Origin of the sequence: Microbacterium esteraromaticum (assembly GCF_016907315.1) — a bacterium.
GTDB classification, from domain to species: domain Bacteria; phylum Actinomycetota; class Actinomycetes; order Actinomycetales; family Microbacteriaceae; genus Microbacterium; species Microbacterium esteraromaticum.
Genome location: NZ_JAFBBS010000001.1, coordinates 3084429 through 3098568 on the forward strand (window position 1 = coordinate 3084429; position 14140 = coordinate 3098568).

Sequence of the window (14140 nt, forward strand, 5' to 3'; positions counted from 1 at the left end):
GCATCCTCCGACACGTGCTCCGCGCCAGGGTCAGCGGGCCATCCTGGCCTGGTGAGAGTAGCGATCGTGACCGAGTCCTTCCTCCCGCACATGAACGGCGTCACCGGATCCGTGCTGCAGATCCTGCGACACCTCGACCGCTCAGGACACCAGGCGCATGTGATCGCGCCCGCGGCGCCCGACGCGCCCATGCGCACAGGAGCAGCACGCATAGAGACGGTCGCGTCGGTGCCGCTGCCCGGCTATCGGAACGTCCGGGTCGGTGTGGCATCGACACGACAGGTGCGGGAGGGGCTGCGACGATTCCAGCCAGACGTCGTGCATCTCGCCTCGCCCTTCGCCCTCGGGTGGAGGGGTGCGCTCGCGGCGGGCGGCCTCGACCTGCCGGTCGTCGCCGCCTACCAGACCGATGTGGCGGCCTACGCCGCCCGGTACGGCGTCAAGATGACCGCAGCGCTCGCAGAACAGCACCTCGCCCGGCTGCATCGTCGCGCGACGCTCACCCTCGTCCCTTCGGCGGAGTCCGAGGACCAGCTCGCCCGCCTCGGCATAGATCGGCTGCGTCGCTGGGGCAGGGGAGTGGACGCCGAGCTCTTCCACCCCGCAGCCCGCGACGAGAACGGTGAGCAGCGCAATCCCGGCGACGTGACGGTGGGGTATGTCGGCCGGCTCGCACCCGAGAAACAGGTCGAGGACCTCCGCGTGCTGAGCGGGATGCCCGGTGTCCGTCTCGTCATCGTGGGCGACGGACCGTCCCGTTCGCGGCTGGAGGCGCTTCTGCCCGACGCGACGTTCCTCGGGCACCTGTCGGGGGCCACTCTCTCGAGAGCGATGGCGTCGTTCGACATCTTCGTGCATCCGGGGGAGAGCGAGACCTTCGGGCAGACCCTTCAGGAGGCGCATGCCTGCGGCATCCCGGTGATTGCGACGGGACGCGGCGGACCCGTCGATCTGGTCCGCGCGGGAGTCGATGGCTGGCTCTACCGGCCGGGGGACCTCGACGACCTGCGCATGCGGGTGCTCGATCTCGCGGGCGATGCCCGCAGGCGTCGGGCATTCGGTCGAGCCGGAAGAGAGGCCGTCGAGGGGCGGTCCTGGTCGGCCGTGTGCGAGCAGCTGCTCGGGCACTACGAGGAATCGACCGCCTTGCATGCTCTCGATCGATCGCTGCGCGCCCCGCGGGCGCGGCGGCCCGAGCTCGTCGAGCCGGTCCGCGGCCGGCGCTGGGAGCGCTACGTCGCGCTGGGTGACTCGCTCACCGAAGGACTGTGCGACCCGGCGCCGGACGGCGGGGAGCGGGGGTGGGCCGATCGGCTCGCGCTCCTGCTGGCCGCACGCGGTGGTATCGGCTACGCGAACCTCGCGGTGCGCTCTCGCCGCGTGGCCGACGTCTGCGGCCCCCAGCTGCGGCGTGCGCTCGAGCTGCGGCCCGACCTGGTCTCGGTGTTCATCGGCGCCAATGACCTCGTGCTCGTACGCGCCGACGTCGACGCGCTGGTGGCCCAGCTCGAGACGGCCGTCGTCCTGCTGCGCGAGAGCGGCGCCGATGTCGTGCTGGTCACCCCGTTCCTGCCCCGCCGTGCCGCATCCGCGGTCTACGTCCGCCGCTTCGCCGCCTTCGCCGCAGCGCTCGCCGCGGTGGCAGAGCGCACCGGGGCGATTCTCGTCGACGCCGACCGCCACCCGGGGCTCGGGGCGAGGGAGAACTGGGCCGACGATCTCGTGCACCTGTCGAGCCGCGGGCACCGTCTGCTCGCCTACCTCGTCGCCCAATGTCTCGGCGTGCCCCACGCCGAGACACTGGGCGAGCTGGATGCGGCTCTTCACGAACACGAGCGGATCACCCGTGGCCTGTGGTGGCGTCGCCATGCGCTGCCGTGGATCTGGCGGCGTCTGCGCGGACGCACGGCGGGCGACGGCCGCGTGGCCAAGCACGACGACTATGTGGTCCTCGACCGCAATGGCGCGCCGGAGCCCGGCATCCAGGCTGTCCGGCGACACGCCGGCTGATAGGATCAGCGGTGGTGCAGTCTGCGCCGCACAACTGAACAAGGTACGGAGCGGTCGGCTGAGAAGCTGGTCCCCTGTGGTGGATTCCTCGTCGCGCACGGCGCCGGGTGGTCTTCTACTGGTGGCCAGCGCTTGCGAGATTCGCGGGATGCCCGCGCGCTTATATCTGCCCGCATCCGCTCCTTCGCGAGAACTCGCGCGCCACACGGGTGCGCGAGCCTAAACAAAGAAGGAGAGACCTCTTGGAAGGTCCTGAAATCACCGCCACCGAGGCCGTTCTCGACAACGGCCGCTTCGGCACCCGCACCGTCCGCTTCGAGACCGGACGCCTCGCCCAGCAGGCGCAGGGCTCGGTCGCGGCCTACCTCGACGACGAGACCATGCTCCTGTCGGCCACCAGCGCAGGCAAGCACCCGCGCGAAGGGTTCGACTTCTTCCCGCTGACGGTCGACGTCGAGGAGCGCTCGTACGCCGCCGGAAAGATCCCCGGCTCGTTCTTCCGCCGCGAGGGCCGCCCCTCGACCGAGGCGATCCTCGTCTGCCGTCTGATCGACCGTCCACTGCGCCCGTCGTTCGTCGACGGCCTGCGCAACGAGGTCCAGATCGTCATCACCGTGCTGTCGATCGCCCCGGGCGAGTACTACGACGCTCTGGCGATCAACGCGGCCTCCGCCTCGACCCAGATCTCGGGTCTGCCGTTCTCGGGCCCGATCGCCGGCGTCCGCCTGGCCTTCATCCCCGGTCACGGCGAGCACGCCGACCAGTGGGTCGCGTTCCCGACCGCGGAGCAGGTCTCCGAGGCCGTGTTCGACCTGATCGTCGCCGGTCGCGTCGTGACCAAGGCCGACGGCACCGAAGACGTCGCGATCATGATGGTCGAGGCAGAGGCGACCGAGGGCAGCTGGAACCTGATCAAGGCCGGCGCCACCAAGCCGAACGAGGACGTCGTGGCCGCGGGCCTCGAGGCCTCGAAGCCGTTCATCGCGCAGCTCGTGAAGGCTCAGGCCGAACTGGCAGCGACCGCCTCGAAGGAGCCGGGCGTCTACCCGGTCTTCCCGGCATACAGCAGCGAGGTCTACGACTTCGTGGCCGGCCGTGCGTACGACGAGCTCGTCGGCGTCTACCAGATCGCCGACAAGCAGGAGCGCCAGAGCGCCGATGACGCGATCAAGGACCGCGTCAAGGCGGAGCTCATCGAGGCGACCGAGGCGGGCGACCTGCCCGCGGCGGCCCCGCTGGAGTTCTCGGCGGCGTACAAGTCGGTCACCAAGAAGATCGTGCGCGGACGCATCCTCACCGATGGTGTGCGCATCGACGGCCGCGGCCTGGCGGACATCCGTCCGCTCGACGCAGAGGTGCAGGTCATCCCGCGTGTGCACGGCTCGGCGATCTTCCAGCGCGGCGAGACCCAGATCATGGGCGTCACCACGCTGAACATGCTCAAGATGGAGCAGCAGATCGACTCGCTGTCGCCCACGACGAGCAAGCGCTACATGCACCACTACAACTTCCCGCCCTACTCGACCGGTGAGACCGGCCGGGTGGGCTCGCCGAAGCGACGCGAGATCGGGCACGGCTTCCTCGCCGAGCGCGCCCTCGTGCCGGTGCTGCCCAGCCGCGAGGAGTTCCCCTACGCGATCCGTCAGGTCTCCGAGGCGCTGAGCTCGAACGGCTCCACCTCGATGGGCTCCGTCTGCGCGTCGACCCTCTCGCTGCTGAACGCCGGTGTGCCGCTGCGCGCACCTGTCGCGGGCATCGCGATGGGCCTCGTGTCCGACGAGGTCGACGGTGAGACCCGCTACGCGGCGCTCACCGACATCCTCGGTGCCGAGGACGCCCTCGGCGACATGGACTTCAAGGTCGCCGGGACCAGCGAGTTCGTGACGGCGATCCAGCTCGACACCAAGCTCGACGGCATCCCGTCGTCGGTGCTGGCCGGTGCGCTGACGCAGGCGCGCGACGCCCGCCTGACGATCCTCAACGTGCTGAACGCCGCGATCGACGCCCCCGACGAGATGGCGCCCACCGCGCCGCGCGTCATCAGCGTCCAGATCCCGGTCGACAAGATCGGCGAGCTGATCGGCCCCAAGGGCAAGACGATCAATGCGATCCAGGACGAGACCGGTGCGCAGATCTCCATCGAGGAGGACGGCACCGTCTACATCGGCGCGACCGACGGCCCCTCGGCCGAGGCCGCCCGCGCCCAGGTGAACGCGATCGCCAACCCCACCAACCCTGAGGTCGGCGAGCAGTTCCTCGGCACCGTCGTGAAGATCGCCACCTTCGGCGCCTTCGTCTCGCTGCTGCCAGGCAAGGACGGCCTGCTGCATGTCACCGAGGTGCGCAAGCTGGCTGGTGGCAAGCGCGTCGAGAACGTCGACGACGTGCTCTCGGTCGGGCAGAAGCTGCTCGTGCGCATCACGAAGATCGACGACCGCGGCAAGCTGTCGCTCGAGCCGGTCATCGACGACGCACCCGCCGAGGGTGCGGCAGAGGCCGTCTCGGCGGAGACCGCCGAAGCCTGAGCCGATCGGATGCCGGTGATCGGCATCCGTGACTGAAAGACCCGGGATCGTCCGCCATGGCGGTGATCCCGGGTCTTTTCGTATCCGATGTGATCGAACCGTTACGAGAACTTCGCGATCGACCTCCTGTCGTGACCGGAACGGCCCGCGCGCTCACCTAACCTCGAAGTACGCACCGGGGGGTGCGCCAGCGCAGCAGTTGCGGGGGTGGGGATGTGAAGCTCTTCGGCACAGGCGCAGCCGACACGCCGACGAGTACCGCGCCCGGACTCGACTCGCATCCATCCGCTCCGATCCCGGTGATCGGCCCTGGAGTAGGAGAGGGCATCCGTGTGCCGCTCGGGGAGACGGGCCACTCGATCTTCCCTCTCATGCTGGGAGCCGCCGAGTTCGGCTGGAGCACCGACCAGCACACCAGCGGCGGCATCCTCGACCGCTATGTCGAATTCGGCGGCAACGCGGTGCACACCGCCGACGGCTTCTCGGGCGGCCGCAGTGAGCACATCATCGGCCAATGGATGCGTGCGCGGAGGATCCGCGACCAGATCACGCTCAGCGTGCGCATCGGCTCGCACGCCGACAACCCCGGGCTCGGTTCGGTCAACCTCGTGCGCGCGGTCGAGGGATCTCTGACGCGGCTCGACGTCGACTGCATAGACGTGCTCTACCTCGACGCCTCTCTCGACGGCAGCACTGTGCTGGAAGACACTCTCGCCACTGTGGAGTGGCTGCGCGATGCCGGGAAGATCCGGTCGGTCGGCGCCTTCCGCTTCGCGCCGGAGCGACTCGTCGAGGCACGCATCCTCGCCTCGGCGGGCTACCCCCGCATCGAGGTGGTCGATGAGCCGTACAACCTCGTGCGCCGCGCTGGCCTCGAGGGCGATCTGCGACTGGTCGCGGCCGCCCAGAATCTCGCAGTCACCCCGTCGCACGCGCTCGAGCACGGCTTCCTCTCCGGGCAGCACCGGCGCAAGTCGTCGGTCAGCGGCGTGCGAGGCGAGCAGATGAAGGGAAACCTCAACCGCCGCGGCATCCGCGTGCTTCGCGTGCTCGACAGGATAGCCGAGGAGCTCTCGGTGCCCGTGGCGGCGGTGTCGATCGCCTGGCTGCTGGCGCAGCGCACGGTTGTGGCGCCCATCGTCAACGCCTTCGCTCCGCAGCACGTCGAGGAGCTCATGCAGGGCGCAGGGGTGTCGCTCCTGCGATCGCACGTCGCCGAGCTCACCCGCGCGGGCGATTGAGCGCACGTTCTTTTCGGCATGCGTCGCGCATCCGCGTCTCGTCGGTGGCGTGACCTAAGCTGGAGACGCCCCTCTGACACGACGGGCTGAAGCGAGCGAGCAGTGACGCACTACATATATCTGGTCAGACACGGTGAACATCAGGATGCCGAGCACGGCGTCGATGACGGACCCCTCTCGCCTCGCGGTCAGCGTCAGGCGGAGTTGATCGCAGACCGCCTGTCGGGGCTGCCGCTCGACGCAGTCTGGCATTCTCCGCTGCTGCGTGCGGCGGAGACCGCGCGCACCATCGCGGCGCGCCTTCCCTCCGTCGACCCGGTGCCGTCGGCTCTGCTCTTCGATTGCGTGCCCAGTGGCATGAGCGAGGATGTGCCGTCGGTCTACGAGCCCTTCTTCGGCTCGGTGAGCGACGCCGAGATCGAGGCGGGCTCAGCCCAGATGGCGGACGCTGTTGGCGAGTTCCTGCGTCGTCGCAACGGCGACGTGCACGAGGTGCTGATCACCCACAACTTCGTGATCTCGTGGTTCGTGCGCGAGGTTCTGGGTGCGCCGGACTGGCGCTGGATGACCCTCAATCAGGCGCATTGCGGGCTGACTGTGATCGCGCAGAAGCAGGGACGCCCGTGGACACTCCTGAGTCACAACGATCTCGGTCATCTGCCGATGGAGCTGCGCACCGGCCTGCCCGAGGGCGCTCTGGTCTGAACCCGTCACGTCGGCCGGCCGGCATCGAGTGCGAATCTAGACTGGAGTCATGACGACACAGGTCGCCCTCGTCGGCGGTACAGGCTCACTCGGTCGCATCATCCACGGGGTGATCGACCAGCTCGACGGCTTCGAGGTGCGCTCGGTGCTCGGATCCGCGAGCGATCTCGACGAGATCGACGGTGCGGACCTGGTCGTCGATGCCTCGACCCCCGCGGTCAGCATCGACGTCGTGCGGGCGGCGATCGAACGGGGGATCAATGTGCTGGTGGGCACCTCGGGGTGGTCGCAGGAGCGCATCGCGCTGGTCAGGCCGCTGGTCGAGACCGCCGGCACCGGAGCGGTCTTCATTCCGAACTTCTCGCTGGGCTCGGCGCTGGGTTCGGCCCTCGCCGCAGCAGCTGCGCCGTTCTTCCCAACCGCGGAGATCATCGAGGCACACCACGACCGCAAGATCGATTCGCCCAGCGGCACCGCAGTGCGCACCGCCGAGCTGATGGTCACCGCGCGGGAGGCGCAGGGCCCGTTCCAGGCTCCCCATGTCGACCAGCGCGCTCGGGGACAGCAGGTCGCCGGCGTGCCCGTGCATTCGCTGCGTCGTCCCGGAGTGATCGCCAAGCAGGAGGCGATCCTCTCCGGACCGGGGGAGTCGCTCACCATCGTGCACGACACCATCGACCCGGCCGCGGCTTACGCGCCGGGGATCCGTCTCGCCGTGCCGTTCGCGAGGGATGCGCGCGGTGTCGTCGTCGGCCTCGAGAACCTCGTCGACATCGGCATCCGGACGCGTTCATGAGTTCGCGCATCGGTGTCGTCGTCATGGGAGCGGCGCTGCTGCTCTATGTGGTGATCGCGGGCTGGCTCGCCGTGATGTTCCTGAAGGTCGCGACTCCGGTGTCGATAGGCATGGCGATCGCGCTGATCGTGATCGCGCCGATCGGCGCGTGGGCGCTCGTGCGCGAGCTGGCCTTCGGCTTCGCGGCTGATCGGCTGGGGCGCGCTCTGGATGCCGAAGGAGGGATGCCGGAGGCGCCGGAGCGGGTGACGCCGAGCGGGCGTCTCCTGCGCGACGACGTGGATCCGTTCATCGCGCGATACAGCTCGGCGGCTGACGCCGAGCCGGGCGATTGGCGGGCGCGCTACCGTCTCGGGGTCGTTCAGGACGCCGCGGGACGGCGAAAGGATGCCAGGGCCAGTATCCGCGAGGCGATCAGGCTCTCACGCATCCGGCCCTGACATCCGCCGGGGTCAGGCGAGGCTCGCCTCGAGGGTGATGTCGATTCCGGCGAGAGCCTGCGACACCGGGCATCCGGTCTTGGCGCCCTCGGCGATCTCCTGGAACTTCTCCGGGGTGAGGCCGGGAACGGTCGCATTGACGTTCAGGTGGCTGCCCGTGATGCCGACGCCGGGCTTGAAGGTGACGGACGCGGAGGTGTTGACGCGCTCCGGCGGGGTGCCGTTCTCGGCCAGGGCGTGCGAGAGAGCCATGCTGAAGCAGGAGGCGTGAGCCGCGGCGATGAGCTCCTCGGGCGTCGTGGTGGAATCGGACCCCTCGCTGCGCGACTTCCAGTCGATGGGGAAGGTGCCGAGGTTCGAGCTCGAGAAGGCGACGGTGCCCGAGCCCTCCATCAGGGATCCGGTCCAGGTGGTGGCGGCTTCACTGGTGACGGTCATTGTTCCTCCGAGAATCGCTCTTGGCATCGCGTCGCGGGTTCGCGTCGCCTGGCCAGCCTATCCAGAGCCGGCCCGGGTCGGAACAGCGATCAGGCGGCCGCTCCGCTGCGCCCCAGCACGCCGGCGCGCTGCAGCAGCAGATACATCTGGCAGCCGAGGCAGAAGCCGAATGCGGCGTTGAGGAAGGCGGCCGTGAACGCGGCTGCTGCGGCGATCGGAAGGGCCAGGGGAACACCGGCGAGGTGCAGCACCAGGCCGAGGCCCACCACGAACAGGCCGACACCCTGGGCGAAGCGCGGCGGACGCGGGTCCTCGAGCTCAGCGGGCGGCGCGAGGCGAGGGCGCACGACCGTGCGGAAGAGCACCGCCCACGGCGACGTGGCGGGTGACACCACGCCCCAGACGAAAAGTGCGGCGACGATCGACGCCACCACGAAGCCGGGGTCGGCGGCACGTTCGCCGATGGGTGCAGCCGTGATTGCCCACCCGCCGCCCGTGAAGGCGGAGGAGGCGAGCGGCTGGTAGGCGAACCACCCGAACGAGGCGCTCGAGCTCGCCGCGGCGATCCCGGTGAGGGCCAGGACTGTGGCGGTCAGCAGCAGCGCCGATGTGATCCCCGCGGCGAACCGGGGGCCTCTGGGGTCGATTCCGTCCGGAGCGGTCATGCGGTCTCCTGCAGTGCGGGCAGCTCGTTCAGAGCGGCGACGATGTCGTCGCGGCGGGGCACGCCGACGAAGCGGGCGACGACCCGCGCATCCGGGCCGATGAGCAGGGTCGTGGGGGTGCTCAGCACGCGGTTGTCGGATGCCAGGTCGGCGCGATGGGTGAGGTCCACCTCGTGCACGTCGACCGCACCTCGCTCGGAGGCCAGCGCGTGCAGCATCCGGCGCACCTGCGGACAGCGCGAGCAGGTCTCTGTGCTGAAGAGCACGAGTGCCGCGCGATCGCGCAGCAGGCCCAGCCGAGCGACGTCGACGACGCCCGACGCGCGACGGCGGCGGCCGTCCCTGAGCCGCCACAGCGCGCCTGCGGCCACCGTGATCACCAGCAGGATGCCGGCGGTGAGCAGAGCGGTCGAGAGGGGCATGCGTCGAGGCTACGCCGAACGACGTCGACTCCGCCGAGTGTGACATCCGGTGACGTATCGTTGCAGGCATGAGTGCAGTCGTACCCACGCCTTATGAAGACCTGCTCCGCGATGTGCTGGAGTCCGGCACTCACAAGGACGACCGCACCGGCACTGGCACCACGAGCGTGTTCGGCCGACAGATCCGGTTCGACCTCTCGAAGGGCTTCCCGCTCATCACGACCAAGCGGGTGCACTTCAAGTCGATCGCATACGAGCTGCTGTGGTTCCTGCGTGGTGATTCGAACGTGCGATGGCTGCAGGAGAACGGCGTCACGATCTGGGACGAGTGGGCGGATGCCGAAGGCGACCTCGGCCCCGTGTACGGCGTGCAGTGGCGGTCGTGGCCCACGCCCGACGGCGGCCATATCGACCAGCTGTCCGAGGTCATCGAGCAGATCAAGGCGACGCCGGACTCGCGTCGGCTGATCGTGTCGGCGTGGAATCCCGCCGACATCCCCGATATGGCGCTCGCCCCCTGCCACGCGATGTTCCAGTTCTACGTCGCCGACGGCCGGCTCTCGTGCCAGCTGTACCAGCGCAGCGCCGATCTCTTCCTCGGGGTGCCTTTCAACATCGCCTCATACGCACTGCTGACTCTGATGGTCGCGCAGCAGACAGGGCTGGAGCCCGGTGACTTCGTCTGGACGGGCGGCGACTGCCACATCTACGACAACCACGTCGAACAGGTGCGAGAGCAGCTCACCCGCGAGCCGTATCCGTACCCCACGCTGTCTATCGTCCGCACCCCTTCGTCCATCCTCGACTACCGGTACGACGACTTCGTCGTCGAGGGCTACCAGCACCACCCGGCCATCCGCGCGGCGGTGGCCGTATGACCTGGGCGGGCCTGATCTGGGCTCAGTCGAAGAACGGCGTGATCGGTGCCGGAGGAGGGATGCCCTGGCACGTCCCCGAGGATCTCGCGCACTTCAAGGAGGTCACGCTCGGAGCGCCCGTGGTCATGGGCCGGCGCACCTGGGACTCGCTGCCCGAGCGGTTCCGGCCGCTGCCGGACCGCGAGAACATCGTCATCACGCGCAGCCAGGGCTGGAGCGCAGACGGTGCGCGTCGCGCGTCGGGCGTGGAGGACGCGGTTCGGGGCCTGGAGCGGGTCTGGATCATCGGGGGAGCGGAGATCTTCCGCCAGGTGATCGGCGATGCCGACCGCCTCGAGATCACCGAGCTTGACCTCGAGGTCGACGGTGATGCGTTCGCGCCGCCGATCGACGACTGGCGTCTCGTCGACGAGGGGAAGTGGCAGACGTCCCGCACGGGCATCCGGTACCGCTTCCTGGGGTACGAGCGCTGATGCCCACCGCGCTCATCACGGGAGCCAGCGCCGGACTCGGCGCCGAGTTCGCACGTCAGCTCGCAGCCCGCCAGGCCGACCTGGTGCTCGTCGCACGCACCGCAGACGCTCTCGAGTCGCTGGCGCAGCGGCTGCGCGACGAGCACGGCGTTCACGTCGAGGTCATCACCGCCGATCTCGCCGTCGAGGCGGAGGTGCAGCGCGTCGCCGATCGGCTCTCCGATCCCGCGGCCCCGATCGATCTGCTCGTGAACAACGCGGGCTTCGGTCTGCCGCTGCAGTTCGCCGACAATGACATCGATGACGAGGTGCGCCACCTGCGTGTGCACGTCGAGGCGTCGATGCGCCTCATGCACGCCGCCCTCCGCAGCATGCGCGGCCGCGGAGGTCGGATCATCAACGTCGCCTCTGTCGCCGGTTTCATCTCGCGGTCCACGTACTCGGCGTGCAAGTCGTGGCTCATCGGCTTCAGCCGCTGGGCCAACGCGGAATATGGCAGGGAGGGCGTCAGCGTCACCGCGCTCTGCCCTGGATTCACGCACACGAGCTTCCACGAGCGCATGGGCCTTGCGCCCGGCCAGGAGGGCGTGCCCGCGGTGCTGTGGCTCGACGCTGCCCGCGTCGTCCGCGTCGGGCTGCGCGACGCCTCGCTCGGCCGGGCCGTCTCGGTCCCGTCGATCAGGTACATGCTCATCGTCGCGCTCGCGCGGGTGCTTCCGAGCGGGCTCACCTCGGGCGTCGCCCGCCGCGGTCGCGTGTGACGCACCGTCCCGATCCTCGGCCCCGAAACGCTACGCTGAGAGGATGACGCACGCGGACAACCCCTTCGGGCAGGTACTCGTCGCACTCGTGACGCCGATGACCGCCGACGGCGAGGTCGACTGGCCCGCCACCGAGCGGCACATGGACCGCGTCATCGCCGATGGAGCAGACGGCATCGTGGTCACCGGCACCACGGGTGAGACCTCCACCCTCACCGACGATGAGAAGATCCGCCTGGTCGAGGTCGGCAAGGACGTCTCGGCCGGCCGGGCCAAGATCATCACCGGCGGCGGATCCAATGAGACCGCGCACGCGATCGAGCTGTACAAGGCGAGTGAGAAGGCCGGCGCAGACGGCATCATGATCGTCACGCCGTACTACAACAAGCCCACACAGGCGGGCATCCTGACCCACTTCCGGCTCGTGGCAGATGCGACGGACCTGCCTGTCATCCTCTACGACATCCCCGGCCGCACCGGTGTGCCGATCAAGTACGAGACGATCCTGCGCCTCGCCAAGCACCCCAACATCCTCGCCGTCAAAGATGCCAAGGGTGACTTCAGCGAGGTCAGCCGCGTGCTGAACCAGACCGACCTGATGTACTTCTCGGGCGATGACGCGAACGTCCTCCCGCACCTGTCGATCGGCGCCACGGGAATGATCGGCGTCACCGCGAACATCACCTCCGCTCCGTACCGCACCATCGTCGACGCGGTGAACCGCGGCGACCTCGCCACCGCCACGGCTGAGCACAAGCGTCTCGAACCGCTCGTGCGCGCGGCGATGACGCACGTGCCGGGCACGGTCGCGGCCAAGTACATCCTGCACGGTCTGGGGCGCATCACCAGCCCCCGCGTGCGCCTGCCTCTGGTCGGCCCGGAGGAGTGGGAGGCCGCCCTCATCGAGGACGAGCTCGCGCTCGTCAAGGACGTCGCAGGAGCCGACTTCTCGAACTTCCGCCCTGACCGCAATGCGGCCGCGGGCGGAGCACTGCCCAAGGTGCACGGCACCACACGATGAGCGCGTCCTCGCGCTGACAACGACATGACCGGGCACCGCGTGCCCGCCTGAGGAGACTGAATGTCCTTCCCCCTCGCCGAACCCGAACCGCTCGCACATGGAACGCTGCGGGTCACCCCGCTGGGCGGTCTGGGCGAGGTCGGTCGCAACATGACCGTCTTCGAGTACGAGGGCAAGATCCTCATCGTCGACTGCGGCGTGCTCTTCCCCGAGGAGCACCAGCCGGGCGTCGACCTGATCCTGCCGGACTTCGAGCCCATCAAGCACCGTCTCGATGACGTGGTCGGTGTCGTGCTGACCCACGGTCACGAAGACCACATCGGCGCCGTGCCCTACCTCCTGCGCCTGAAGCAGGACATCCCCCTGATCGGCTCCGGCCTCACTCTTGCGCTCGTCGAGGCGAAGCTCAAGGAGCATCGCATCAAGCCCTTCACGCTCACGGTGAAGGAAGGGCAGGAGGAGAGGGTCGGACCGTTCGACCTCGAGTTCGTCGCGGTCAACCACTCGATCCCGGATGCCCTGGCCGTCGCGATCCGCACCCCCGCCGGACTGGCGCTGGCCACCGGCGACTTCAAGATGGATCAGCTGCCGCTCGACGGGCGCATCACCGATCTGCGCGCCTTCGCCCGCCTGGGCGAGGAGGGAGTCGACCTGTTCCTCGTCGACTCCACCAACGCCGACGTCCCGGGCTTCACGCCCACCGAGCGCTCGATCGGACCGGTGCTCGAGCAGGTCATCGGCAAGGCGCGTCGCCGCGTGATCGTGGCCAGCTTCTCGAGCCATGTGCACCGCGTGCAGCAGGTCATCGACGCTGCGCACGCGCACGGTCGTCGTGTCGCCTTCCTCGGTCGCAGCATGGTGCGCAACATGACCATCGCCGAGCAGCTGGGCTACCTCAAGGTGCCTGCGAACGTGCTGATCGACTACAAGAAGGCTCGCGATCTGCCCGACGACAAGATCGTGTACATGTCGACCGGGTCGCAGGGCGAGCCGATGGCGGTGCTCAGCCGCATGGCGAACCTCGACCACGCGATCGAGCCGGGCGAGGGCGACACCGTCATCCTCGCGTCGAGCCTGATCCCCGGAAACGAGAACGCCGTCTACCGCGTGATCGACGGGCTCACCAAGCTCGGCGCCGACGTCGTGCACAAGGCCAACGCCCAGGTGCACGTCTCCGGCCACGCCGCCGCGGGCGAGCTGATCTACTGCTACAACATCCTCAAGCCCAAGAACGTCCTGCCCGTGCACGGCGAGTACCGCCATCTCATCGCGAACGCGAAGCTGGCGCAGGCCACGGGCATCCCCGAAGAGCGCACGATCGTCGGCGGCAACGGCACGATCATCGACCTGCGCGACGGCGAGGCCCGCGTGGCAGGACAGCTCGACATCGGATTCGTGTACGTCGACGGCTCCACTGTCGGCGGCATCACCGACGCCGACCTCAAGGATCGCCGGATCCTCGGCGAAGAGGGCTTCGTGTCGATCATCGTCGTGGTCGACTCGTCGACCGGGCGGATCGTCTCGGGTCCGGAGATCCACGCGCGCGGCGTCGCCGAGGACGACCGTGTCTTCGACGACATCACTCCGAAGATCGTGGCGGCGCTGGAAGAGGCTGCCCGCAACGGCGTGCGTGACAACCACGCGCTGTCGCAGATCATCCGCCGCACCATCGGACGCTGGGTCAACCAGAAGCTGCGCCGTCGTCCGATGATCGTGCCGCTCGTCATTGAGGCCTGATCCCCGGCAACCCCGCGTCATTGCGGGC

General features: G+C 68.9%; 14 protein-coding genes. 11 read left to right on the forward strand and 3 right to left on the reverse strand.

All coding sequences use genetic code 11. The annotated features are described in order from the left end of the window. The first annotated feature begins 66 nt into the window (after window positions 1-66). The 6 genes from JOE67_RS14650 (at window position 67) to JOE67_RS14675 (ending at window position 7717) form a co-directional block, all read left to right on the forward strand. Window positions 67-2010, forward strand: coding sequence for a GDSL-type esterase/lipase family protein (locus tag JOE67_RS14650; protein WP_338041628.1), 1944 nt, complete (start codon window positions 67-69; stop codon window positions 2008-2010). 242 nt (window positions 2011-2252) lie between these two features. Further along, a complete protein-coding gene (locus tag JOE67_RS14655) occupies window positions 2253-4535 on the forward strand; it encodes a polyribonucleotide nucleotidyltransferase (protein WP_204976245.1) in 2283 nt (760 codons plus the stop codon). Between the two features lie 215 nt (window positions 4536-4750). Then, entirely contained in the window at window positions 4751-5776 is a 1026-nt protein-coding gene (locus tag JOE67_RS14660; protein WP_338041629.1) for an aldo/keto reductase, read from the forward strand. A 102-nt stretch (window positions 5777-5878) separates the two neighbouring features. Then, on the forward strand, window positions 5879-6481 hold the full coding sequence (locus JOE67_RS14665) for a histidine phosphatase family protein (RefSeq protein ID WP_204976246.1): 603 nt from the start codon (window positions 5879-5881) through the stop codon (window positions 6479-6481). 49 nt (window positions 6482-6530) lie between these two features. Beyond that, window positions 6531-7277, forward strand: a complete 747-nt coding sequence (dapB, locus tag JOE67_RS14670) for a 4-hydroxy-tetrahydrodipicolinate reductase (RefSeq protein ID WP_204976247.1) — start codon at window positions 6531-6533, stop codon at window positions 7275-7277. Beyond that, complete coding sequence (locus JOE67_RS14675; protein ID WP_204976248.1) at window positions 7274-7717, forward strand: hypothetical protein; 444 nt, start codon at window positions 7274-7276, stop codon at window positions 7715-7717. Before dapB ends, JOE67_RS14675 begins: the two co-directional genes overlap by 4 nt. A 12-nt stretch (window positions 7718-7729) precedes the next feature. Here the strand turns inward: JOE67_RS14675 and JOE67_RS14680 are convergent, their stop codons facing one another. The 3 genes from JOE67_RS14680 to JOE67_RS14690 all read right to left on the reverse strand — a co-directional run bounded on the left by JOE67_RS14680 (window position 7730) and on the right by JOE67_RS14690 (window position 9242). Further along, window positions 7730-8155: an OsmC family peroxiredoxin gene (locus tag JOE67_RS14680; RefSeq protein WP_204976249.1), complete on the reverse strand. Its 426-nt coding sequence runs from the start codon at window positions 8153-8155 to the stop codon at window positions 7730-7732. Window positions 8156-8244: 89 nt separating this feature from the next. After that, window positions 8245-8820 carry a DUF4395 domain-containing protein gene (locus JOE67_RS14685; RefSeq protein WP_204976250.1) on the reverse strand — a complete coding sequence of 192 codons (576 nt, stop codon included), beginning with the start codon at window positions 8818-8820 and terminating at the stop codon, window positions 8245-8247. Next, window positions 8817-9242, reverse strand: coding sequence for a thioredoxin family protein (locus JOE67_RS14690; protein ID WP_204976251.1), 426 nt, complete (start codon window positions 9240-9242; stop codon window positions 8817-8819). The genes JOE67_RS14685 and JOE67_RS14690 overlap by 4 nt, the downstream gene beginning before the upstream one ends. 68 nt (window positions 9243-9310) lie before the next feature. Here JOE67_RS14690 and JOE67_RS14695 point away from each other — a divergent pair, with 68 nt between their 5' ends. From JOE67_RS14695 to JOE67_RS14715, 5 genes are read left to right on the forward strand one after another with little or no spacing between them, the layout of a single operon-like run. Continuing rightward, complete coding sequence (locus JOE67_RS14695; protein ID WP_204976252.1) at window positions 9311-10120, forward strand: thymidylate synthase; 810 nt, start codon at window positions 9311-9313, stop codon at window positions 10118-10120. Further along, a complete protein-coding gene (locus JOE67_RS14700; RefSeq protein WP_204976253.1) occupies window positions 10117-10593 on the forward strand; it encodes a dihydrofolate reductase in 477 nt (158 codons plus the stop codon). The genes JOE67_RS14695 and JOE67_RS14700 overlap by 4 nt, the downstream gene beginning before the upstream one ends. After that, entirely contained in the window at window positions 10593-11354 is a 762-nt protein-coding gene (locus tag JOE67_RS14705) for an SDR family NAD(P)-dependent oxidoreductase (protein ID WP_204976254.1), read from the forward strand. Before JOE67_RS14700 ends, JOE67_RS14705 begins: the two co-directional genes overlap by 1 nt. A 43-nt stretch (window positions 11355-11397) precedes the next feature. Continuing rightward, window positions 11398-12375 (forward strand): 4-hydroxy-tetrahydrodipicolinate synthase, encoded by a 978-nt coding sequence (dapA, locus tag JOE67_RS14710; RefSeq protein WP_204976255.1) that lies wholly within the window; start codon window positions 11398-11400, stop codon window positions 12373-12375. 60 nt (window positions 12376-12435) lie between these two features. Next, entirely contained in the window at window positions 12436-14112 is a 1677-nt protein-coding gene (locus tag JOE67_RS14715; protein ID WP_204976256.1) for a ribonuclease J, read from the forward strand. Window positions 14113-14140: the final 28 nt, after the last annotated feature.